Consider the following 22349-nt stretch of genomic DNA (forward strand, 5'->3'; position numbering starts at 1 on the left):
ACCCTCGAAGACGCTCCTGATACCATGCTCAACAAATAAGCCCCATTTTTTGCCTGACATTATATGGCGCGTCATCAAGGAAGGCTGATTTTTTTGCAAACTGGCAAATTGGATGCGGCGTCACTCGGGAGAATTTTTACCTGGCGAGGATTTTCGCTGTATCTGTTTTGCGGGATTTCCAACAACAATTGTATTTGCCGCCACATCCCTGGTCACGACGCTACCGGCACCGACAATCGCCCCATCGCCGATCGTCACCCCGGGCAGAATCACCGCAGCACCGCCTATCCAAACCTTGTCTCCGATGACCACCGGCAATGCGATTTCCAGTCCGGCTGCACGCTTGTCGGGATCTTGGTGATGTTCCGCGCAATAGATCTGAACGTTCGGTCCAAGTTGGCATTGGCGGCCGATCTTCACGGGAGCGCTGTCTAATATTGTGCAGCCCGCATTCAGGAACGTGCCATCACCCAGCTCGATGTTGAAACCATAGGGGCAATAGAATGGTGCTTCGATGATAGCGTTTGGCGCATTGAGCAGCTTGCGCAAGGACGGACCCATGCCGTTCCGCTCGGCCGGATGCATAAGATTGTGTTCGTGGACAGCGGATTGCGCACTGAGTCTCAAAGCGTCCAGCTCGGGATCCAGGCACGAATACCATTCGCCGGAGACCATTTTTTCGCGTTCGGATTTTGCCATCAAGCCTCACAGTTCGTAACCGGCAGCAGGCTGACAGAATGTAACCGTCAGGCTGAACGTATTCTTGTTGCAAATAGAAAGCAAAAAACAGTCCTCAAGACTCACCAGGAGAAGGAGGTACGCTCCCGGCAAGCAAATTGACCAGATAGTCCTTTGGAACCTGTGTCTGGCCGTCCCATTTCTGCGACCACTGGATCATGGCCATGAACACGGGAGCCAGATCCTTTCCCTTTTCCGTTAGCAAATATATGGACTTGCGGGCGTCATCCGGATCAGGTTTCTTTCTGAGAATCTCATCGTTTACAAGGTGTTCCAGACGGCTGGCCAAAACATTGGTCGCTATACCTTCCTCGGAACTCAGAAAGTCGGAATAGCGCTTCGCTGAGCCAAACATAATGTCACGAAGGATTAACATGCTCCATTTGTCGCCGAATGCAGCAGCCGCGTATCTGAAGGGACAACCAACCCACAGTTCTTTGGATATTTTAGCCATTGCACTTTGGTAGCACAGTCAAATTTGATTGTAAAAAAGAAGTCGGCAATCGTCTGGATGAGTGTTCTGCCACCTTGTGGAACATCAACTTCGGCCTGAATTCTGAATGAGCCCTCCCCAACTTCGGCGCAGTCTCCCTTCAGTCTGTTGCCGAGCCGTCTTGATGTGAGCGCGCCCCCCCAGACTGGGCCAGTTGACCGCCGGGAAGATGGTCTCGTGAAAACACGCGTGACGATCATGCAATCGCCGGTTCCGCAACAGGCTTTCAGTCGATCAGCTTGACGTCGGCCATCAGGTCGGCCGCCGTTTCCTGCAGCGCCTCGCTCAGCTCCGCCGGCGCCAGAGTGGACGGCAGGCGCAGATCGGCCGAGGCCTTGAAGAGCGCCTCGCCCTGCATGGAGCCGCTCGCGACTTCGGTCTCCAGATGCTCGATGCTGACGCCCTGCTCGCTCAGGACGCGGGTGATGTCCCGCAGGATGCCCGGATGGTCCTGGGACACGAGATCGAGATGGGCAAACGCGCCCTGGGGTACATCGGCGCCCGTCTGGTCGGAGCGGAGCGTGATGTCGATACCGTCCGCGGACAGCGCCCGCAGCTTTACAACCAGCTCGTCCGCCTTGTCGCCGGCGATGACTATGCGCACAATGCCGGCAAATTCGCCGCCAAGCCGGGCCATGGAGCTTTCGATCCAGTTTCCGCCCATACCGGCGATGATGTCGGCCACGCGTTCCACAAGACCCGGCCGGTCCCGGGCTATGACCGTGAAAACAAGATGTGTCTGCATGCCGCCTCTTGGTGTTTCCTGAGCAGTGACCTCATCGGGTCGGTTTTTCTGCTTCCCTATGATTTCATATGAACGCAGGTTGAACCAGACAAATTCAGACTGGTCAAAAACGAGCCTGAAAGTCGCCGCCGATCCCGCACTCTGGAGATGGCACACCTCACATTGCCGAGCCCGGGAAAGGCTCCTTCTGGTTCGGTTGCCATTCATGATACTTCTACCTATACAGATCCGTTGAAAAATTCAGGTTCGCAGATGCAGCAGATAAAACGTCGCCGTGTAGACAGGTTCTGGCTAACTCTGATCGAGCGCCCGGCGGTGTTCCTGGTGCTGGTTGTTGCCGGATTGGCGATGCTTCCGGTTGCCGTGTGGCTGGACCTGCGCGCCCTCTCGGACGATTCGCTAAAGTCACAGGCGGTCGACCTGGACCAGGCGATCAGCAAGATCAGAACCTATTACGCACAAAATGTCGTGGCGCGCGTTCTGGACAATCCCGGCACGGTGACGCCGACGCATGAGTATCACGATACGCCCGGCGGCATTCCAATCCCGGCCACGCTGTCCATCGAACTGGGCGAGGTAATCGGCGGCGATGCAGGCAATCTGAAATACCGCTTCGTCTCGGACCTGCCGTTCAGGGAGCGCCAGTCTCACGATCTCAGCGCGTTCGAACAGACCGCCCTCACCGACTTTCGCAAAAGCCGGGACCCGGAAGATGTCGTCATCGGGTACGCGGGGTCATTCTTTGACAGGAAGATCCAGATCGCCTCCCCCGTCATGATGGGAGAAGCCTGTGTCTCCTGCCACAACAGCCATCCGGAAAGCCCGAAGACAGACTGGGCGGTCGGCGATGTGCGCGGCATTCAGGCCATCACCATCAGTCAGCCGATTGCCGCCAACCTCTGGTCCTTCAAGTTCCTGCTGCTGTATTTCGCCGGCGCCGGAGCGATCGGAGCCGCCGTAACCGGCCTGCAATGGCACCAGGCCACCCGCTTCCACAAGATGAACATCAACCTGGCGCAGGCAAATACCAAGATCGCCAGGCTGAACGAGCAGCTCACCTCGGAGAACCTGCGCCTGGGGGCGGAGATCGAGGTCGCCCGCCGGATCCAGATGATGGTCCTGCCGACCAAGGACGAACTCGGCGGCATTCATCAACTGGAGATCGCCGCGTTCATGGAACCTGCCGATGAGGTCGGCGGCGATTATTATGATGTTCTGCAGCTCGATGACCGGGTCAAGATCGGCATAGGCGATGTCACGGGGCACGGCTTGGAAAGCGGTGTGCTGATGCTCATGGTGCAGTCCATCGCCGTCGCGCTGCAGGAGCGCGGGCCGTCCGATCCAAGGCAATTCCTCGTCGCGCTCAACACCGCGGTCTGCCGCAACATCAAACGCACCAAAACCGACAAGCACCTGACCCTGTCGTTCCTGGATTTCGGGGGGGACAAGGTCACCCTCTCTGGCCAGCACGAGGAACTGATCCTGCTGAAGGAAAACGGCGACTGCGAAATCGTCGACACGGTCGATCTCGGCTTTCCCATCGGGCTAGACGAAGATATCGAACCCTTTATCAAAACCAGGGACCTGCCCTTCGGCCGCGGCGACATGATCGTCCTCTATACGGACGGCGTGACCGAAGCCGAAAGCCCGGACGGCGAACTTTACGGTCTGGACCGGCTGGTGGACAGCGTCCGCAAGCATCGTGCGGCCAAGGCATCGAGCGTCCTTGAGGGCGTGCTCGGCGACCTCAAGGACCATATCTCCACCCAGACGGTGCATGACGACATCACCCTCCTGGTGATCCGTCACAAATAGGTTTCCAGGCGCTGGCGCCTGGAAACAATCGTCAGCCCAGGGCTTTTCGCAGCGCCGAAACGCGTTCCACGACGAAATACTCCAGCGCAAGGGCGCACAGGAGCGTAAGTCCGACCAGCGGGAACATCAGCGACAGGAACAGCATCAGGACCATGGCACCGCGCCAGTGGGGCATATCGGCGGGAGCCCGTGGCGCGAAAAGCCTAAGCGCGGCCTTTTTCGGGCGGCGAAGCCACCACATCACGATGCCGCTGACGCACAGCGTCATGACGGCAAGACACACCAGCGTGTTGAGCACCAGGTTCCAGATCCCCATCAGGCCCATATGAAAGGGAATTCCGACAGCCATCGCCTTGCCGGCGAGCGAATAGTCCGCAAAGGCCACATTCGCCAGAACGCGGCCCGTGTGCCGATCCACATGCACCGTGCGGTCGGAGAACGGGTCTTCCGCATCCGCGCTCATCGTGTCCTGGTTGATGGTCCAGACACCCTGATCGCCACCGGGATAGGAAATGCGGTAGCGGGCGTTGAAGCCGATTTCCCCGGCGAGCTGGGCCACGCTGTCGATATCGACCGGAACGCCGGGCGGGGTACCGGTCTCGCCGGCTTTCGATCCTGAGGCCGGCATGGGTGTCTGTTCCAGCGCCCAGGGCACGTCGGAGACCGCGCCGTGGTTCATGGATGCGTGCGTGTCATCGGACAGCGGGACATTGTCCCATTTTTCCGCCGGAAACGTGCTCCAGGCCTGAACCAGCTTGCCGCCCCATATCCCGGTCCAGGACATGCCCGTGATGAGGAACACCAGCAGCAAGGCGGAAACAATCACGCCGACGCTGGAATGAAGCTCCTTCCAGATCGACCGCCCCTTGCCGGCGAGGTTGGGAACGACCGCGTGCAGGAACGATCTGTCCCGGGGCCACCACAGGTAAAGACCCGTGACGATGAGCACGATCGACAAACCCGCGGCGATTTCCAGAAGCCTGTCACCCGTTGTGCCCAGAAGCAGTTCGCTGTGAATGTTGTCGGCGAAATCATACCAGCCCTGCCGGCGGACCCAGTTGTCAACGACTTCCCCCTTGTAGGGGTCGACGGCGACCATTGTCTGAACACCGCCCTCATTGATCCTGAACACCGAAACATTGTCGGCGGCACGTCCCTTCAACCATTCGACGATGGTGCCGCCGGGCAAGGTTTTCAGTGCCGCTTCCCCCTGCGCGGAAACGCTCAGGGGCGATTGGTCCAGCGGGACCGGAACCGTAATATTCTCACCGTCCCGGCCGTCGAAAAAGCCGATGTACATCATCATCATGCCGGTGACGGCGAGGACCATCAGAAACGGTACGACGAAAATGCCCGAATAGAAGTGCCAGCGCCAGGCAGCCATATAAAACCGGTTGGGGACCGGCGCGGGCCGCGCGCTCTCAAGTGTCTCGCTCATGAGATCTCCATAAACGGGTGTTGTCCGCTGTGAAGCCACAGGGACGCCCCGGTATCAATTTGCATTAGAATTCGAAAGGAAGATCAGCTTGTGAGCGGCGGCGCCCGGGCGTCGTTCTGTCCCCGGACCAGATAGGAAAGCCGGACGCCGGACAACGCCGGTCTGCCACCAGGGGCGGCGGAGAGGGCAAGCGGGAATCCGGGTGCCTCGTGAAGGACGGCAAATGCACCGACACCTGCGAAAAGGCACTTTCCGGAGGCGCCGTGGTCCGGGTCTTCTTGACCGGACCCGGGGGGGATTTCGACGCCGTTGGCGTCAAGCGTGATGGATTTGAGACCTTCGGTGGTGCACAGCGTGACTGTGAAGCCGCCATCGGCCTGCACCGTCGGCATGTAGCCCTGCGGCACCAGACCGGCAAGCAGGAATGGCAGCAGGAGCAATGCCCTGACTGCCATCTTCATATCCGGAATTTGCCGCCGGAAACGCCTCACGCCCCAATACCCCCGTCCGAGAATGATCCTTCTCTAATTCAACGGGGCGGGAAAGACAAATGCTGAAATCGGTAAAACCGCCAGGGTGTTTTCGTGAGAAAACTTCCGGCTGCCTTTTCCGGACAGGAGATGTCGGATTCACGCTTGATCCGCCTGAAGGCCTCCCCTAAGGTGCCGCAAACTGACGGCGTCCTTGCAAGGGACTGAAAGCGATTCCGGATGCGGTTGACCCACTCAGGGAACCAAGGCCGGAGCTGTCCAGGGCATTTGCAAAAGCATGTTTCGCGGCAGAATGGCTCGCGGCAAGCTTTTTGTATTTGTTTGCTTTCATCTCCCTTACCGCCGGCACCATCAACCGCCGTCCCGGCACCTGCCAAATGGGGGAGACACATGTTTCACCGGACCATCCTTGCCGGCCTCGCCGCCGTATCCATTCCCACGTCCGCCTTCGCTCATGGCGGACATCTGGGCGAGCTTGCGGGCCATTCGCACTGGATCGGTGCCGCGGCGCTGGCCGGAGCGGCTCTCGTTGCTGGCATCATTGCGCTTCAAGGCCGCAAGAAGAAGCAGGCCGACGAAGCTCCGGAGGCCGAAACGGCCGAGGAAGAGACCGCCGGAGAGACTGCCTGATGGCTGACAAACTCGGGCTGATGATCTGCGGTCACGGCAGCCGCAACAAGGGTGCCGTCAAGCAGTTCGCCCAGCTTGCGAAAGGTCTCAAGGACCGTTTCCCGCACTGGCCGGTGGAATACGGCTATCTGGAATTTGCCAATCCGGTCATCCATGACGGTTTGAACAAGCTGCGGGAAGCCGGATGCACGCGCGTTCTGGCGGTGCCGGGCATGCTGTTTGCCGCTGGTCACGCCAAAAACGACATTCCCTCCGTTCTGAACACCTATCAGGCCAAACATCCGGAGATGACAATCTCCTATGGCCGGGAACTGGCTGTCGACACGCGCATGGTGAAAGCCGCCGCGGCACGCATTCAGGAAGCCATCGACGCGGCCGACAGTGACGTCCCGCTGCATGAGACGCTGCTGATGGTGGTGGGGCGCGGAGCCTCCGATCCGGACGCCAATTCCAATGTCTCCAAGATCACGCGAATGCTGTGGGAAGGCTTCGGCTTCGGCTGGGCGGAGACCTGCTACTCGGGCGTCACCTTCCCGCTGGTCGGCGCCGGCCTGGAGCACGCGGCGAAGCTCGGCTACAAGCGCATCATCGTGTTTCCCTATTTTCTTTTCACCGGCGTTCTGGTGCAACGGATTTACGGCACGACCGACGAGGTCGCCGCCGGGCATCCCGAGATCGAGTTTCTGAAGGCGGGCTACCTGAACGATCATCCCCAGGTGATCGACACCATGGCGGACCGGGTGCAGGAAATCCTGCAGGGTGCCAACCTGATGAACTGCCAGTTGTGCAAATACCGCGAACAGGTGCTCGGATTCGAGGCGGAAGTGGGTCTCGCGCAGGAAAGCCACCACCACCATGTCGAAGGCCTCGGCGCGGAAGCCGAATGCCGGCTTTGCGAGGAAATCTGCACCGGCGCCTGCGAGAAGCAGGTGCAGGCCGCCGCCCATCACCATCATGATCACCCACACGATCACGGGCACACGCATGAGCACGGGCATGGTCACACACATGATCACGACCATGCACATGGGCACGACCACGGCCACCACCACCCTCCTTATCCGCATGCGGACCATCCGCACGGACCGAAGTCGCTGAACCGGCAAGGATCGGGAAAACCGTGAACAGTGAGCCCTGCCAGCCCTACGCCTATGAAAAGGACCCGGCGGCCATTTACCGGCAATCCTTTTCGATCGTACGGGCGGAGGCCGATCTTTCACACCTTCCCGAGGACCTGCATCCGGTGGCTGTCCGCCTGATCCATGCCTGCGGCATGACGGATTTGCCGCAGGATCTTGCCTGGTCCGATGGCGTGTCTGCCGCGGCACAGGAGGCCTTCGCGAAGGGGAGCACAGTGCTCTGCGACGTTGAAATGGTTGCGCACGGCATCATCCGCTCCCGCCTGCCGGAAGGCACCGATGTCCGGTGCACCTTGAACGACGACGCCGTACCCGGTCTCGCGGCAAAGCTGGGCACGACCCGTTCCGCTGCGGCGGTGGAATTGTGGCGAAGCCGGCTCGAAGGGGCCGTGGTGGCAATCGGAAATGCGCCGACCGCGCTGTTCCATCTTCTGGAAGCGATTGCAGCAGGCGCTCCGAAGCCGGCGCTCATTCTCGGGTTCCCCGTCGGATTTGTCGGTGCGGCGGAATCCAAGGACGCGCTGATCGCCAATCCGTTCGGCATTCCCTTTCTGGCCGTCAGAGGCCGCCGGGGCGGGTCCGCGATGGCCGCTGCCGCAGTCAATGCACTTGCCGCCGGTCTGCCGGAGGAAAAGTGAGATGGCGGAAGACAATCGGAAAGAGGGGCGGAAACAGGGGCGGAAACGGGGGCCGGAACAGGGATTGAAATCGCGCGCCGGCAACAAGCCCCTGCGCTCGCTCGGCTTCCTGTCGCAGCCCGGCAGTCAGGCAAAGGCCGTACCGGGAGCTCCCGGCGAGCCGGAGCACAAACACCACAGATCCCGTGGCTCACGCCCGGTCTCCGTAACTTCCGACGGCAAACCGCAGACGCTTCCCGTGAAGGCAAAGGTCAAGCCCTACGTGCTGGAGGACAAATGAGTTCGCCATGGCTGACGCTGATCGGTATCGGCGAGGACGGTGTATCGGCGCCGGGCGCCGCGGAGGCCCTGTCTTCGGCTGACATCGTCTATGGTGGTACCCGCCACCTCGAGCTGGCCGGTCCCCTGAAGGCTGAAAAGAGACCGTGGCCGAGCCCGTTCTCTTCCGTCTTCGGGGATCTGAAAGCCTGCTCGAACCGCAAGGTTGCCGTGCTCGCGACCGGAGATCCGATGTGGTACGGGATCGGCGCTTCGCTCCTCAAACACTTCAGTGCGGAAGAGATGACGGTGCTGCCGTCCCTTTCCGCTTTCCAGCTCGCGGCATCCCGCCTCGGCTGGGCGTTGCAGGACACCGAGTGTCTTTCGGTTCACGGACGCTCTGTCGATCTGCTGCGCGCCGCGCTCTATCCGCGAGCACGCATTCTGGCGCTTACCAGCAACGCGGACACACCGCGCCAGGTTGCGGATCTTCTTGCCGATGAGGGATACGGCCGGACACGGATGACCGTTCTGGAACATCTTGGCGGAGACAAGGAACGCATCGTCGCGGCGACGGCGGAAGACTGGTCCGGCGAGATTGCCGACTTCCATACGCTGGCGATCGAGGCCGTTGCAGATCCGGGGCTGCGGCTGCGGGCCCGAACACCGGGCCTCCCCGACGAAGCCTTCCGCCATGACGGCAAGATGACCAAGCAGGACATCCGCGCGGTCACGCTCGCCGAACTGAAACCGTTTCCGGGCGCACTCCTTTGGGATATCGGCGCCGGCTGCGGATCGATTGCCATCGAGTGGCTGCGCGCGGCGGACCGGACGCGGGCCATCGGACTGGAGCCCCACGCGGAGCGCCGGCAGATGGCGGCTGAAAACGCCGTTGCTCTCGGGGTGCCGCAGCTTGAACTGAAGGACGCTCAGGCGCCGGAAGGACTGGAGGGCCTGCCGCAACCGGACGCGATCTTCATCGGCGGCGGTCTGACCGCACCCGGGATCGTGGAGACGGCCCTCAGTGCGCTCGAACCCGGTGGGCGACTTGTGGCCAACGCCGTCACGCTTGAAAGCGAGGCTATCCTCATGTCGGCCTATCAAAGCCTTGGCGGCAGTTTGAAAAAACTCTCCGTTCACCGGGCAAGCGCCGTCGGCGGCCTGACCGGCTGGCGCCCTTCGATGCCGGTCACCCAGTGGAGCCTCAGCAAGACATGAGCGGAACCCTTTACGGCATCGGTCTTGGGCCCGGAGATCCGGAGTTGATGACCCTGAAAGCCCACCGGCTGATTTCCAGCGCGAAGGTGATCGCCTATCCGGCGCCCGACAGCGGCGAAAGCTTCGCCCGCTCGATCGCCGCCGGTGCGCTGCCGTCTGGCGTGCGCGAGATACCGATCATCGTGCCGATGCGCACCGACCGGTTTCCGGCGCAGCAGATTTACGACCGTGCCGCGAAAGAAATCGCGGCGGTTCTGGAAACCGGACAGGATGTGGTCACGCTCTGCGAGGGCGACCCGTTCTTCTACGGCTCCTTCATGTATCTGTTCGAACGCCTCGCTGACAGATTTCCCATCGACATCGTGCCCGGCGTCACGTCGCTGACCGCCTGCGCGGCACAGCTCCACCGGCCGCTGACATCGCGAAACGACGTGATGACGGTCATTCCCGGCCCCCTGCCCGATGCCGAGATCCGCAGCAAGATCGGCCAGGCCCAGGCGGTCGTCATCATGAAGGTCGGCCGCCATCTCGCCCGTCTCAAGGCCCTGCTCACCGAGATGGACCTCATCGACAAGGCGGGATATGTGGAACGTGCAAGCTTACCTGAGCAAAAAGTGCATCGCCTCGTTGACCTCGATGCGGAAACCGCCCCCTATTTTTCCATGATCCTCGTTTACAAGGGAGAAGAAGCGTGGACGCTTCCCCCATCCTATTCGTCCTGAATCAGGCCGGTCTCGACACCGCCCAGGACATTGCAGGCCGGTTCTCAACCGCGCGCATTCACGGTCTTGCCGGCCGTGTGCCGACGGCTGACACGCAGTTCAACGAGACCGTCGAGCACCTGCAGTTGCTGTTCAAGGCCGGACATCCGATTGTCGGCTTCTGCGCCAGCGGCATCCTGATCCGCGCCCTTGCGCCGATCCTGTCGGACAAACGCAACGAGCCGCCGGTGATCGCCGTTTCCGAGGACGGCTCGAGCATCGTGCCGCTGCTCGGCGGCCATCGCGGCGCCAATGAACTGGCACGTCTGCTGGCCAAGGCGCTTGGCGGCCACGCCGCGATCACCACCGCCGGCGATACCAAGCTGGGGATCGCCCTCGACGTGCCGCCGGAAGGCTGGCGTCTTGCGAACCCGGACGACGCCAAGCCGGTGATGGCCGAACTGCTGTCCGGTGCACCTGTTCGCATCGAGGGCAAGGCGGACTGGCTGAACGCGGCAAAGCTGCTGCAGGCAGAGGATGCCGCCATCACCCTGGCCGCGACGGAACACCCCCTTGACGGCAGCCCCACACGGCTCGTCTACAATCCGTTGAAATATGCCGTTGGCGTCGGCTGTGCACGCGGGTGTGCGCCCGAGGAACTGATCGGCCTGGTCGAGCGGAACCTTGCCGAGGCGAATATCGCCAAAGGCGCTGTCGCCTGCGTCGCCTCCATTGATCTGAAAGCCGACGAAGCCGCTGTCACCGCGCTTGCGGAGCATCTTGATGTGCCGCTGCGCGTATTTTCCGCGGTCGAGTTGCAGCGCGAGACGCCACGGCTGAAAAACCCGTCCAATGTGGTGTTCGCGGAAGTCGGCTGCCATGGCGTTTCCGAAGGGGCGGCCCTTTCGGCTTCCGGCGCCTTCGGAACGCTGACAGTCGAAAAGCAGAAGACCGACAACGCCACATGCGCCATCGCCCGGTCGCCCAATTTCATCAACGCGGACACTGCCGGCCGCGCGCGCGGCCACCTTTCGGTCATCGGCATCGGACCGGGCAAGGACGACTGGCGGACGCCCGAGGCAACCAATCTGCTTGCACAGGCCACCGATGTCGTCGGCTATTCGCTTTATCTGGATATCGTCGAACGGCACATTGGCGGCAAGACCCTCCACAACTTCCCGCTCGGCGCGGAGGAAGACCGGGTGCGCTTTGCCCTTGAAGAGGCCGGCAAGGGCAAGACTGTCGCGCTGATCTCCTCCGGGGATGCCGGTATCTATGCGATGGGCACCTTGGTTTACGAGCTGCTCCACCGCGAGGAGGAATTCGGCGGCGTTTCAGACGCGGCAAAACGTGTCAGCATCACCAATGCGCCCGGTATTTCCGCCCTGCAGGCCTGTTCGGCCCGCATCGGCGCGCCGCTCGGCCATGATTTCTGCGCCATTTCCCTGTCCGATCTCCTCACGCCGTGGGAAGTGATCGAAAAACGCCTGAAGGCGGCCGCCGAAGGCGATTTCGTCATCGCCTTCTACAACCCGGTATCCAGACGCCGCCGAACCCAGTTGGCGGAAGCGCGCGAGATACTGTTGCAGCACCGGTCCGCCGCCACTCCCGTCATTCTGGGCGTCAATCTGGGGCGGCCCGAGGAAACCCTGCGCGTGACAACGCTGGAAGCGCTGAGAGTGGATGACGTCGACATGCTGACCACAGTTCTTGTCGGCTCGTCGAACACCAGGACGGTAATGAAAGGTGACGGCAAGCCCTTCGTCTATACGCCGCGCGGCTATGCCAAGCGCATCGATGCTCCCAAGGCACTGAAGGACGACACACCTCACTCCACGGATCAGAGCGATCCCCAGCCCCCGGAAGGCACTCAATGACCGTTCATTTCATCGGCGCGGGACCGGGTGATCCGGAGCTCATCACCGTAAGGGGCCTCAGGCTCATCCAGTCCTGCCCTGTCTGTCTTTATGCCGGATCTCTGGTGCCGGAACAGATCGTCGCCGCGGCCCCGGACGGCGCGCGTGTGGTCGACACCGCACCGATGACACTGGACGAGATCATCGGCGAGATCGAAACCGCCCACGCGCAAGGACAGGACGTCGCCCGGGTCCATTCCGGCGATCCGTCCATCTATGGCGCCACGGCGGAGCAGATGCGCCGGCTGGATGCGCTGGGGATCGGCTACGACGTCACACCCGGCGTTCCGGCGTTCGCAGCCGCCGCCGCCGCGCTCAAAACCGAGCTGACCATTCCGGAAGTCGCCCAGACGATCATCGTCACCCGCACGGCCATGCAGTCCTCTGCCATGCCCAACAACGAGGATCTGGACACACTTGGCAAAAGCGGTGCGACCCTCGCCATTCACCTGTCGATCCGCAACCTGCGCGAGGTCGAGCGCCAGCTCGTGCCGCATTACGGGCCGGACTGTCCGGTGATCGTCGCTTACCGGGTCGGCTGGCCGGACCAGGCCTTCATCCACGGCACGCTCTCGACAATCGCCGGCCTGGTGCGCGCCTCGAAGATCACCCGCACCGCGCTGATCTTCGTGGGCCACGCTCTCAAGCCGGGCGAGGACTTCCGCGACAGCGCGCTTTACGATGCCGACCACGTGCACGTGCTCCGGCCGAAAAAGAAGGCGAAGGGGTGAGACCACCCGGCAAGAACAGACACCTGTTTCGCCGGCCGGCAGTTCAGACGGCCTGATCGAGCCTCACCCCCGCCGTGAACGCATTTGCATTGCAGCATCGGATGCGCCTATCCTGATCTGATAACATCAGAAAGAGGCAGGCATGAGTGCTGAAAATCCGCTGCTGCAACAGTCGGTCACCCTTGGAGGCGACCCCGACACGATCCGGGACTTTTACAAGAACTGGTCGGACAGCTACGACAGCGACCTGCTGCTCGACATCGGTTATGTCGCACCGCAGATCACCGCGGAAGCTCTCTGCCGGCGCGTGTCCGACACGGCGCTTGTCCTCGATGCCGGTTGCGGCACCGGTCTGGTGGGCATCGAACTCATCAAGCGCAAGCCCAACCTGAGCATCGACGGGATCGACCTGACACCGGAAATGCTGGAGGCGTCCCGCCGCAAGGAGGTTTACCGCAAGCTGAGCGAAGCGGACATGAGCGGGCGGCTTCAGGATATCGACGACGACACCTATGACGGCGTGGTCAGCGCGGGCGTCTTCACCAATGGCCATGTGGGACCCGATGGGATCGATGAACTCATCCGTATCACCAAGCCCGGCGCTCCGGTCGTTCTGACCGTACGCGACAGCGCCTGGGAGGCCGACGGATTCAAGGACAAGGTCGGCCAACTGGAAGCGGGAGGCCGAACAAAGTCGGTGGAGATCACCCACAGCCCGTATCACACCAAGGAAGACATCTTCTGTCAGCTTGTCGTGCTGGAGGTCGTTTAGGCCGGATCGGGCTGGTGCCGGACCTGCTTAACTTGAAGCAGCCGCGATCACATGCGCGAAGGATCCCATGACCGACCCGCGCCGCAGACCCATGTCTGAAAGCGCCACTCCTTCCGCGTCCTGCGCGCGAAAGAGCCGGTCCGCGGCCCCTTCGGAGACGATGGACGCATAGTGGAATTCATGCGCCGTCAATGCGCCGTTCCAGGGCAATCCGGCGAGCGGTTCGAGCCTGCGGTAGCCAAGATGGCGTTTGCGGGTCAGGAAGGAGGTTTCAAGCGGCAGCAGACCGAGCATCTCGTTTCGGATACCGTCAGCGCCGACGAGCCCGGACCCGAGAACCATATAGCCTCCGCACTCGCCGTAGATCAGCTTTCCGGCGTCCGCAGCGGACTTCATTCCAGCCCTGAAACGTCCGGCTGCGCTGAGCCGCGCCGCATGAAGTTCCGGATATCCTCCGGGCAGATAAATCGCGTCCGCATCCGCGGCCGGAGCTTCGTCAGCCAGCGGGGAGAAGACCGAAAGCCCGGCTCCTGCGGAGCGCCAATACTCCAGAAGATGCGGATAGGCAAAGGCGAACGCAACGTCGCGGGCAATGGCGATCCGCTGTCCGGGCGGCATGGGAAGACAAATACCCTCGCCATTCGCGGATGTCAGCCCGCCCGCGACCTCCGCTATCCGCGCGAGATCGACATGCCGCACGCAGAGTTCAGCCGCCCTGTCCAGAAAGGCTTCCAGATCCGGATGCTCGCCCGCCTGGACGAGACCCAGATGGCGTTCCGGCAGTATAAGGTCATCGGAGCGCGGCAACGCTCCCAGAACCTCCACCCTCAACGGTTCCAGGGCGGAGCGCAGCATCTTTTCGTGCCGGGCACTGCCGACCCGGTTGAGGATCACACCCGCAAGGCACACGTCTTTTCTGAAACCGGCAAAGCCGTGGACGAGGGCCGCGACGGATTGCGCCTGTCTGGCGCAATCGACAACCAGCACCACGGGCACCCCCACAGCCACCGCGAGATCGGCCGCCGAACCGGTGCCGTTGGCGGCCCCGTCGAAAAGGCCCATGGCCCCCTCCACAAGCAGAAGATCGTGTCCCTGCGCCTGGTGGCGGGCAAGCGTGCGCAGGGTGCTGCCCGTCATCGCCCAGGCGTCGAGATTGGTGCAGGGACTGCCGCTGGCCGCCTCGTGAAATTTCGGATCGATATAATCAGGGCCGGACTTGGCCGGTACGACGGATCGGCCGGCGTTTTTCAGCGCCCGCAGAAGCGCAAGCGTCAGCGTCGTCTTGCCGGCTCCGGAGGACGGCGCGGCGACCAGCAGTCCTTTTGCTTCCTTGACGTTCAGATTACCCGGCATCAGCCGTCTGCCGGTCTGCCCACAGCCCGAGCGGATCGGAGACCAGCTCCTTTCCGGAAAGCGCGCCGAGCCAGTCGAGCCCGCTGCGCAAGCGGACGACTTCGCCGACACAGACGATTGCCGGCGGCTCCAGCTTCGCCACGGCCGCGTCTTCGAAACAGCGGCCAAGGGTCGTCTCCAGCACCCGTTGACCAACCAGGGACGCATTGCATACGATGCCCACAGGCTCATCCACAGACCGTCCACCGGCAATCAGTTTGCCGGCTATGGCTTCCAGATGCTTCATCGCCATGTACATGACGATCACCGGCGAGCCCTTTGCAATACCGTCCCAATTGACCGCGTCCGGCGTCAGGCCGGTCTGGTCATGTCCGGTGAGAAAGGTGACCGCCTGGTTGCAGTCCCGGTGAGTTGCCGGGATGCCCGCGTAAGCCAGGCCGCCGATGCCGGCTGTGATTCCGGGGATCACACGGAACGGAACACCTGCCGCAACGAGGCCCAGCGCTTCTTCGCCGCCCCGGCCGAACACGAACGGATCTCCCCCCTTGAGACGCAGAACCCGTTTTCCCTTGCGGGCATAGTCGATCAGCTTCAGCGTGATGTCGCGTTGCTGGGGGCTCGGCTTGCCGCCGCGCTTGCCGGCATAGTCGGTCACCGCACCGGGTTTTGCCCAGGTGAGGATGCTTTGGTCGACAAGCGCGTCATAGACGATCACGTCTGCCTGCCGCAAACCGTTCAGGGCGTGCAGGGTCAACAGCCCCGGATCTCCCGGACCTGCGCCAGCAAGCCACACCCAGCCGGGCTCGAATTCCGGCAGGCCAGCGGGCACAGTGATATTGGTTTCGTTGCCGTTCATGGATCCTGTTTACCCGGCTGAGCGACAAGCGCCAAGCGATTCCGCGATGCGGAAGACGCCGAAAACGACATTTCAGCGCAAAGCCGCGCGACATTCGCTATAGAGGGACCATGTCGATTGTTGAGCCAAAAGAGCTGCGGCGCGGGTGGACGACGGGCGCATGCGCCACGGCGGCGGCAAAAGCCGCCTACACCGCTCTCGTGACCGGCGCGTTTCCCGATCCCGTGGAGATCACGCTGCCGAAGGGCGGAACCGCGGCTTTCGTGCTGACCCGGCATAGCCACACAGCGGGAGAAGCCAAGGCTACAATCACCAAGGACGCCGGTGACGACCCCGATGTCACCCACGGAGCGCTGATCACCTCGACGGTCCGGCTGCTTCCCTGGGGCAGCGGGGTGCGCTTCAGGGCGGGTGAAGGTGTGGGAACTGTCACGCTTCCCGGACTGCCTATTCCTCCTGGCGAACCCGCGATCAATCCGGTACCGCGCAGGATGCTGCAGACGGCCGTCGATGAAGTTGCCGGCTTCCATGACGCGGCCGGCGATGTCGAAATCGAGATTTCCATCGAGGGAGGCGCGGCGCTCGCCCTGAAGACAATGAACCCGCGCCTGGGTATTGCCGGCGGTCTTTCCATACTCGGCACCACGGGCATCGTGCGGCCGTTTTCCTGTGCCTCCTGGATCGCCTCGATCCATCGCGGCGTCGACGTCGCCCGGGCCATCGGACTGACCCATGTCACCGGTGCGACAGGCGCTTCCTCGGAAGACGCAATCCGCAGCCGGTACGAGTTGCCGGATGCCGCCTATCTGGACATGGGAGATTTCGCCGGCGGTCTCTTGAAATATCTGCGCCACCATCCGGTCGACAAACTGACGCTTGCCGGCGGCTTCGCCAAGTTTTCCAAATTGGCCCAGGGGGCACTGGATCTCCATTCCGCCCGCAGTTCCGTCGACTTCACATTTCTTCAGGAACTGCTCAGGGAATGCGGTGCTCCGGCCGCGATGATTTCAGCGGCCGGATCCGCCAACACCGCCAAGGAAGTGCTTGATCATTCGCTTGAAGCGGGGATCGGCCTCAGCGCCGCTCTGGCCAAAAAGACGAAAACCGCCGTCCGCGAAATCCTCAAGGAGGCACCGGTTGCGGTGGAAGTGCTGATCACAGACCGCCAGGGCAACGTGCTGGGAGAGTGCGGTTTTGACAGCGCGTCCTGATCATATCCTCCTGCTTGCGGGCACCCGGGAGGCGCGCCTGCTTGCCGGAACACTGGCGGGAACCTTTCCGAAAGCCCGGATCACCGCTTCCTATGCGGGCGTTGTGCGCGACCTGCCCGATCCCGGCGTTCCTGTGCGCGTCGGCGGATTTGGCGGGGTCGAAGGCCTCACCAGCTATCTGATCGCGGAAGCCGTTTCGGTCGTGATCGATGCTACTCACCCGTTCGCGGCGCAGATGAGCCGCAACGCGGTGGCGGCCGCAGCCTCTGCCGATATCCGACTGCTCCGGCTGGAGCGCGCGGTATGGACGCCGGTCGAGGGGGATACCTGGGTGAGTGCCGCTTCCATGGAAGAAGCCGCCACGGCCCTGCCCTGCGATGCCCGAGCCTTTCTGGCGATTGGCCGGAAGGACATCGACTGCTTCACGCGCCGACCGGATATCCATGCCGTTGCCCGCATGATCGAACCACCCGAGACGGTGCTGCCGGATCACTGGGAACTGATCCTGTCCCGCCCGCCGAAACTGGCGGAAGAGGAAGTCGCGCTCTTCAAGGACCGACGGATCACGCATGTCGTCACCAAAAACAGCGGCGGCAAACGCTCCAGCGCAAAGATCAGGGCGGCCAGGCATCTCGGCCTGCCGGTCATCATGGTCCGGCGGCCTGACCTGCCGGCAGCACTGACCTGCAGCGATACCCCGGACCTTCTCATAGCGGTCCGGCAGACAATGTCCTTTTAGGGTGTTGTGCTTCAGGGGCGATCAACTTCCACACCCGCCAGAAACAGGGCTTCTTCTTCCACGACCCTGAACAGTTGTTTCCGTGCGGGCAGAGGTGTCAGATTGTGATCGGCATTGGCGATAAAGTGTAGGCTAGTGTTCGGGAAGGCTGCAAGCCCATCGGCATTTCTGCCGAAATTTATCAGGAACGTTTCCATCGCCTCATCGCCTTCGGAATAGACGATGGTCAGCCGCGTTCCCCTGCCGGCCAGCTTACGGAATGCCTTATGAACCTTGCGGTTCCCTCGCGTGATTTTCTCCAGCACCGGAAATATTCCGGCGGGATACTGCACTGCCCGGTCGATCAGACGCACAAGGACATTGACCGCGGCCGCCTTTAGGTCGAACCGGCCCTCGCGGATTCGTGCCATAAGCCCTGGCTCCCTGAACTCGGCCCAGTATTTCCTGATGGGATGCGGCAGGCCGATAAAGCGCCAATGGAAGGCGTATGGGTTGATTGAAATGCACGCCTTCCAATGCGCACACTCAAGAGCTGCCTCAAAGGCCGTATAGGCGCCGCTGCACCTACCGAGCACGATGACCTTTTCGGCAAGGTCAAGTGACCTGAGCGTCTCGTAGGCCAGTTCGGCGTCTTCAATCTGGCTCTTGTAGTAGAGAACCTGAGCATTGCGGCCGGGCACCGGCGGACTGTCACCGATTCCGGCACCATCGAAGCGAAGGGTCGCGATACCCTTTTCAGCCAGCCTCCGCGCCAGCTGAACGTTCATCCGGCCCCAGCCGATCTGGTAATCGTAGGATGTCGACAGGATCGCCACCGTCACGCCGGTGAAGGGACCGGACGGCTCGCACAGGGTCCCGACAAGCCGGTTGTTTTCTCCGAAGCGGAGCGGTGTTTCCCTGAAATATCCACTCGCTAGCGGGACAACCTGGGGCGCTTTGGCGGGCGCTGCGGCCTGGCAGCGCCATTCAGGCAGAGATTTCAGCCACATAAGCAGATCGTCGCCAAAGGCAACGGGCAGCACCGGCGGCGAAGCGTCGGTCAGCATGGCGTTGTAATCCCGATAGACTTGGTACTGCAGGGCACAGCCCGCCGAGCGGAGTTTTTCCGTCACCGCAGGGTCAATCTGGACTTCCGGTCGGGGAGCCAGCAGCACGGGCATTCGCGACCGGAATTCCGGCTCAAGAGCTTTGAACCTCCTGAGGTCGGAGACCAGTTTCTCTGGCATGGCGATCCCGGCAATCGAGCCGGGTGTGCTGTCGCGGTCTTCCGGCCGCAAGCCGAGACCGTCATCGACGAATTTTGACCAGAGACTCAGTTCCCGCAAATATCCGCGACCCTTGAAGACCGGAGCAAGCAGGGCCAGACCGGCAATGTCCGTGGCTCCGGCAGCGAACTCGCAAGCCAGTCCTGCGCCCAGCCCCTGGCCAAGGACAACGATCCGCGAGACCCCGGAGAGAGCCCGCAATTCGTCCGCCGAGCTTTCGATTGCCTCCCGCCAGGATGCGAGACCGTCTTCCGCCGGATCGTCAAGGGCATTCCCCGTTCCGGGATAATCGAACCTCAGACTGGCAACGCCGTTTGCCGCAAAAAGATCGGCCAGATAGCGGTAGAATTTTCGGGTGAGTAACTCCTCGAGCCCCCAGGGCCTGAGGAAAAGCACTGCAAGACCCTTCGGCCTCTCCTGCCCACCGGCAGCGGTGAAATGACCGGTCAGGTTTGCGTAGACAACCGGCCGGGCAGCCGGAAGTCCGACATCTTCCCGCCCATCGCGCCCGTCAGCGGCAGCCGCCACGTTGTCATCCTTTTGCCCGGTGTCCCGCATGTGCATCGCTCACCATATTTCAGGTTTCTCCAGAACGGGAAGCTAACAACAACAGCAGTTAACAGGGCCCTATCCGGCAGGTATCCCGATCAAGCCGCCTTGAAACGGCTCGCGACCGCGGTGCGCAAACCTGCGATGTCGAACAGGATGGCTATGCCGACATAGGTCACCGCTCCCGTGACAACCGGCACGATCAGGTTCAGGAAGTCGTTCGTCAGTTGAAAGCGCATGGAAAGATAAGTCGGTATCGCCATCAGCCCCGTCGCCAGGCACACCTTCGCCGTCGGCCAGACCACCACAGGCAGACGATAGGCGTACCGGCTCAGATAATAACCGAACAGGACACCGCAGATTTCCGAAATCACCAGCGAAACCGCCGCCCCCATGAGCTCGTACCGGGGGACGAGAACCATCATGCAGGTGACGCTGATGACGAGAATGAAAAGTCCCTGGATTCCCATCAGGGACGGCTTTTTCGCCAGTTGAAAGCTAACATGGATGTACTGATAGGTAATGGAGCGGAAAAGCCAGGCGAAGACCAGGACCGGAATTAGTGCCGTTGCGGCTACGCGGAAATCCTCCCCGAGGATGAAGGTCGCCAGCCGGCCGGATGTCAGCGCCATTCCGGCGACCGCCGGCAGGATAAGAGCCATGAGGATCTCGAAGCTCTTTGCCATGTGCCGGTCGGTGGCTTTGAGCCCGTCGCGCGTGTAGTACCTGATCGCCATCGGCACCACGGCCGAGCCTATGGCAACGCCCATCATGAGAATGATCTGCCTGACGAAATCCGCGGAGGCGCCATAGATCCCGGCTGCGGCTTCGCCCAGAAGAGACACGATCAGTATCCGGTCGAAGAAGGAGTGGAGCGTGAAGGCAGCCCCGGATGCGGTCATGGGCAGTCCGAAGCGCAGCATCGTCTTCAGGATGGCGGGATCGAAGCCTTTCATCGGCCGTTTGAGGATCGAAGGCATGAAAAAGACGAGTGTGACGAAATAGCCGCCGGCGACACCGAGCAACAGGCCCTCTCCACCAAGATCGAATCCCATCACCAGCAGGCAGGAAATGGCGAAGGCCGTCGCGCTGCGCACGATCATCGAGGATGCGAAAAGTCCGGTACGCTGATGGGCGCGGAAGATCTCCTGCAGAAACTCGAACAGCCCCACGCCAATCGCCACGCACAGCGCCTCCAGCGCGTAACTGCCGGATTCTCCCGAGACCAGAACGAAGACTTCGAACAGAAGGGGGCTGACAATGGCGATCACCGCAAAGGCGGCCAGCCCCGTGAGACGCATGTCGACCTCTTCGCCTTCCGAGCTGAAACGAAGCAGGGAGACCTTGATCCAGTTGAAAAGCAACGAGGAAAAGAGGGTTGCGATCCCTATGCCGACGACATAAATGCCGTATTCATGCGGCGTCAGAACCCGCGTGAACAGCATCACGAGCGCGAAGCCGAACACCGCGGACACCACATTGGCGGTCATGTAGGACGAAACCTGACGAAGCACTATGAACCTGCACGCGTGAATTCTTGCAGGACCTGCATCATCGCCTTGGGCTGGAAGTTCTCATCCAGCGGCAACGGCCGGTTCAACAGTCCGTCCCTGCGCTTGAACCAGATCGGCACCCAGGTGTATTTGTCCGATATGCCCCAGGTCAGAATCGCCTTCGGCTCGACCACATCGCAGATCGCGGTGAGGTAATCCCGCACTCTGAGAGCCGAAATCTGATCGCGCACTCCCTGTGCTGCGGGCAGGTTGTTGTCGATGACGTCAAGTTCGGTGACGTAGATATCCAGGCCGAGCCCGTTCACCTCCTCGACAAAGCGCGACAGGCCCTCCTTGTCGATTTCGGCTTCCCCTGTGAGGTGCCCCTGAAGGCCCAGCGCATGGATCGGAACGTCGCGATCACTGAGCTCCTTCAGCAGGTCCAGCATCGCCACACGTCGTTGGCGGCAGACTTCGGTCGTCTTCTCGAAATTGAAATCGTTCAGGACGAGCTGGGCACCGGGGTCCGTCGCCGCCGCCGTCCTGAAGGCAAGCTCGATGTAGCCCTTCCCCAGGGCCTGAAGCCAGATGGAATCGCGCAGAGCCCCCTCTTTCGCGGGATCTTCCGAGATCGGTTCGTTGACCACGTCCCAGTTGGGAATACGGCCCCGATAGCGGCCGACGACGACCTCGATATGGTGGGTCAGCTCGAATTCGGCCTCGGACGCGGTGATCTCCTTCGTCCATTCCGGCAGGGCCGCGTACCAGACCAGCGTATGGCCGCGCATGGTCATGCCGTTGGCATCGGCAAAGGCGATCAGACGGTCGGGCTGGTCGAAGTTGAAAACGGAACGGTCCGGACGCAGATCGAACCACTTGAGGCCGCCCTCGCCCACCACCTGCTGGCAATATGCGCGAACCGCAGCCGCATAATCAGGATCGCTTTCCAGATTATCGACGCGGATTGCGGCACCATAGGGGACGGCATTCGCGGCGGCGGCCGCGTTTGCGGACATTCCAGCCGGAGAGAGCAGGCTCATGGAGCCGGTGGACGCAAGGCCAGCGCCAAGCGCACCAAGCACAAAATCCCGTCTATGCATCGACTTCGTATCCTTAGCGCCAAGTCGGGAACTGGCATCGGCCACGTAACGCCAACCTGT

21 protein-coding genes and 2 pseudogenes are annotated in these 22349 nt (G+C 61.8%); 13 read left to right on the forward strand and 10 right to left on the reverse strand.

Features of this window, described 5'->3' with window-relative positions; all coding sequences use genetic code 11:
• Positions 1 to 120 precede the first annotated feature (120 nt).
• From OA90_RS11035 to OA90_RS11045, 3 genes are all read right to left on the reverse strand, one after another.
• A complete protein-coding gene (locus tag OA90_RS11035; protein ID WP_068410826.1) occupies positions 121 to 699 on the reverse strand; it encodes a sugar O-acetyltransferase in 579 nt (192 codons plus the stop codon).
• A 94-nt stretch (positions 700 to 793) separates the two neighbouring features.
• Positions 794 to 1192 (reverse strand): helix-turn-helix domain-containing protein, encoded by a 399-nt coding sequence (locus OA90_RS11040; RefSeq protein ID WP_068410828.1) that lies wholly within the window; start codon positions 1190 to 1192, stop codon positions 794 to 796.
• A 265-nt stretch (positions 1193 to 1457) separates the two neighbouring features.
• Positions 1458 to 1976, reverse strand: coding sequence for an ACT domain-containing protein (locus OA90_RS11045; RefSeq protein ID WP_068410831.1), 519 nt, complete (start codon positions 1974 to 1976; stop codon positions 1458 to 1460).
• A 348-nt stretch (positions 1977 to 2324) separates the two neighbouring features.
• On the opposite strand from OA90_RS11045, the pseudogene OA90_RS29475 reads away from it, so the two are divergent.
• A pseudogene (locus OA90_RS29475) lies at positions 2325 to 2843 on the forward strand (DUF3365 domain-containing protein); the annotation flags it as partial.
• A gap of 144 nt (positions 2844 to 2987) precedes the next feature.
• Positions 2988 to 3791, forward strand: a pseudogene (locus OA90_RS29005) (PP2C family protein-serine/threonine phosphatase); the annotation flags it as partial.
• A 31-nt stretch (positions 3792 to 3822) separates the two neighbouring features.
• On the opposite strand, the gene OA90_RS11055 reads toward OA90_RS29005, so the two are convergent.
• On the reverse strand, positions 3823 to 5229 hold the full coding sequence (locus tag OA90_RS11055) for a PepSY domain-containing protein (protein WP_068410839.1): 1407 nt from the start codon (positions 5227 to 5229) through the stop codon (positions 3823 to 3825).
• A gap of 83 nt (positions 5230 to 5312) precedes the next feature.
• On the reverse strand, positions 5313 to 5684 hold the full coding sequence (locus OA90_RS11060; RefSeq protein WP_156510459.1) for a DUF2946 family protein: 372 nt from the start codon (positions 5682 to 5684) through the stop codon (positions 5313 to 5315).
• 426 nt (positions 5685 to 6110) lie between these two features.
• Here OA90_RS11060 and OA90_RS11070 point away from each other — a divergent pair, with 426 nt between their 5' ends.
• The 9 genes from OA90_RS11070 (at position 6111) to OA90_RS11110 (ending at position 13723) form a co-directional block, all read left to right on the forward strand.
• Positions 6111 to 6350 carry a DUF6732 family protein gene (locus OA90_RS11070; RefSeq protein ID WP_068410848.1) on the forward strand — a complete coding sequence of 80 codons (240 nt, stop codon included), beginning with the start codon at positions 6111 to 6113 and terminating at the stop codon, positions 6348 to 6350.
• The gene (locus OA90_RS11075; RefSeq protein WP_068410850.1) at positions 6350 to 7474 is read left to right on the forward strand and encodes a sirohydrochlorin chelatase; all 1125 of its coding nucleotides are present in this window, start codon (positions 6350 to 6352) and stop codon (positions 7472 to 7474) included. Before OA90_RS11070 ends, OA90_RS11075 begins: the two co-directional genes overlap by 1 nt.
• Positions 7471 to 8127, forward strand: a complete 657-nt coding sequence (locus tag OA90_RS11080; protein ID WP_208986089.1) for a precorrin-8X methylmutase — start codon at positions 7471 to 7473, stop codon at positions 8125 to 8127. Before OA90_RS11075 ends, OA90_RS11080 begins: the two co-directional genes overlap by 4 nt.
• A 1-nt stretch (position 8128) precedes the next feature.
• Positions 8129 to 8407, forward strand: coding sequence for a hypothetical protein (locus tag OA90_RS11085; RefSeq protein ID WP_068410856.1), 279 nt, complete (start codon positions 8129 to 8131; stop codon positions 8405 to 8407).
• Complete coding sequence (locus OA90_RS11090; protein WP_068410859.1) at positions 8404 to 9603, forward strand: bifunctional cobalt-precorrin-7 (C(5))-methyltransferase/cobalt-precorrin-6B (C(15))-methyltransferase; 1200 nt, start codon at positions 8404 to 8406, stop codon at positions 9601 to 9603. Before OA90_RS11085 ends, OA90_RS11090 begins: the two co-directional genes overlap by 4 nt.
• Entirely contained in the window at positions 9600 to 10325 is a 726-nt protein-coding gene (cobI, locus tag OA90_RS11095; RefSeq protein WP_199823673.1) for a precorrin-2 C(20)-methyltransferase, read from the forward strand. The genes OA90_RS11090 and cobI overlap by 4 nt, the downstream gene beginning before the upstream one ends.
• Positions 10295 to 12181 (forward strand): precorrin-3B C(17)-methyltransferase, encoded by a 1887-nt coding sequence (gene cobJ, locus OA90_RS11100; RefSeq protein WP_068410865.1) that lies wholly within the window; start codon positions 10295 to 10297, stop codon positions 12179 to 12181. The genes cobI and cobJ overlap by 31 nt, the downstream gene beginning before the upstream one ends.
• Positions 12178 to 12951: a precorrin-4 C(11)-methyltransferase gene (cobM, locus tag OA90_RS11105; protein WP_068410874.1), complete on the forward strand. Its 774-nt coding sequence runs from the start codon at positions 12178 to 12180 to the stop codon at positions 12949 to 12951. The genes cobJ and cobM overlap by 4 nt, the downstream gene beginning before the upstream one ends.
• Positions 12952 to 13093: 142 nt before the next feature.
• Positions 13094 to 13723, forward strand: a complete 630-nt coding sequence (locus OA90_RS11110) for a class I SAM-dependent methyltransferase (protein ID WP_068410876.1) — start codon at positions 13094 to 13096, stop codon at positions 13721 to 13723.
• A gap of 27 nt (positions 13724 to 13750) precedes the next feature.
• Here the strand turns inward: OA90_RS11110 and OA90_RS11115 are convergent, their stop codons facing one another.
• Together OA90_RS11115 and cobA are read right to left on the reverse strand one after the other, a co-directional pair.
• The gene (locus OA90_RS11115; protein ID WP_068410879.1) at positions 13751 to 15076 is read right to left on the reverse strand and encodes a cobyrinate a,c-diamide synthase; all 1326 of its coding nucleotides are present in this window, start codon (positions 15074 to 15076) and stop codon (positions 13751 to 13753) included.
• Positions 15066 to 15932: a uroporphyrinogen-III C-methyltransferase gene (gene cobA, locus OA90_RS11120; protein ID WP_068410882.1), complete on the reverse strand. Its 867-nt coding sequence runs from the start codon at positions 15930 to 15932 to the stop codon at positions 15066 to 15068. The genes OA90_RS11115 and cobA overlap by 11 nt, the downstream gene beginning before the upstream one ends.
• Before the next feature lie 110 nt (positions 15933 to 16042).
• Here cobA and OA90_RS11125 point away from each other — a divergent pair, with 110 nt between their 5' ends.
• Both OA90_RS11125 and OA90_RS11130 read left to right on the forward strand, forming a co-directional pair.
• Positions 16043 to 17143 (forward strand): cobalt-precorrin-5B (C(1))-methyltransferase, encoded by a 1101-nt coding sequence (locus OA90_RS11125; protein WP_068410885.1) that lies wholly within the window; start codon positions 16043 to 16045, stop codon positions 17141 to 17143.
• On the forward strand, positions 17127 to 17882 hold the full coding sequence (locus tag OA90_RS11130; protein ID WP_068410888.1) for a cobalt-precorrin-6A reductase: 756 nt from the start codon (positions 17127 to 17129) through the stop codon (positions 17880 to 17882). The genes OA90_RS11125 and OA90_RS11130 overlap by 17 nt, the downstream gene beginning before the upstream one ends.
• A gap of 11 nt (positions 17883 to 17893) precedes the next feature.
• Here the strand turns inward: OA90_RS11130 and OA90_RS11135 are convergent, their stop codons facing one another.
• From OA90_RS11135 to OA90_RS11145, 3 genes are all read right to left on the reverse strand, one after another.
• Positions 17894 to 19675, reverse strand: coding sequence for an alpha/beta fold hydrolase (locus tag OA90_RS11135; protein ID WP_199823674.1), 1782 nt, complete (start codon positions 19673 to 19675; stop codon positions 17894 to 17896).
• A 119-nt stretch (positions 19676 to 19794) separates the two neighbouring features.
• Positions 19795 to 21210, reverse strand: coding sequence for an oligosaccharide flippase family protein (locus OA90_RS11140; RefSeq protein WP_199823675.1), 1416 nt, complete (start codon positions 21208 to 21210; stop codon positions 19795 to 19797).
• Entirely contained in the window at positions 21210 to 22289 is a 1080-nt protein-coding gene (locus tag OA90_RS11145) for an endo-1,4-beta-xylanase (RefSeq protein ID WP_068410894.1), read from the reverse strand. The genes OA90_RS11140 and OA90_RS11145 overlap by 1 nt, the downstream gene beginning before the upstream one ends.
• Between the last annotated feature and the right edge of the window lie 60 nt (positions 22290 to 22349).

This window comes from Labrenzia sp. OB1 (assembly GCF_001624695.1).
GTDB lineage: Bacteria > Pseudomonadota > Alphaproteobacteria > Rhizobiales > Stappiaceae > Roseibium.